At 36.0% G+C, this 439-nt stretch carries 1 protein-coding gene; it reads right to left on the bottom strand.

Features of this window, described 5'->3' with window-relative positions:
- Positions 1-24: 24 nt before the first annotated feature.
- The coding region (locus D1841_RS17960) for an Abi family protein (RefSeq protein ID WP_166554361.1) at positions 25-439 on the bottom strand (415 nt) is incomplete at its 5' end.

Genomic DNA, 439 nt, shown 5'->3' with positions numbered 1-439 from the left:
GTGCATGGGATACCTCCTAAAGGGTTACTTTATGGTTAGTAATGATTTCCAACGGTAAGGAAAATCAAGGTGGTTTTTGCTGATGTACGGCTTGTATTTTTTCATCAGCTTATCTAATTGTTTTAAAACATCATCATTCCACTTATCTTTTTCAGGGTACATCAATTTCAGCATATAAAATTGTGCAAAAAGTCTGCGAGTAGGCGTATAACTCTCCCCTTTTGGCATTTTTGGTATTGCAGGGAATTTTACGTAGTACAATCTTGAATAGTGAGCACATCTATTTCTTAAATCTGTTAAACAACGCAACCAACTATCCATAGTTTGATAATTTACACCATAGAGAGACTTGGCTAGTGCTGCTTTATCCGGATTACTCATTCCCCGATAAAAGTGAGAGAGCATTCCAATTGAGAAAAATTCAATAATCACCCATAGT

This window comes from Neglectibacter sp. X4, assembly GCF_009917365.1.
GTDB lineage: Bacteria > Bacillota > Clostridia > Oscillospirales > Acutalibacteraceae > Acutalibacter.
The sequence above is the reverse complement of the archived record's forward strand: the minus strand, read 5'-3'. Positions and strand labels throughout refer to the sequence as shown.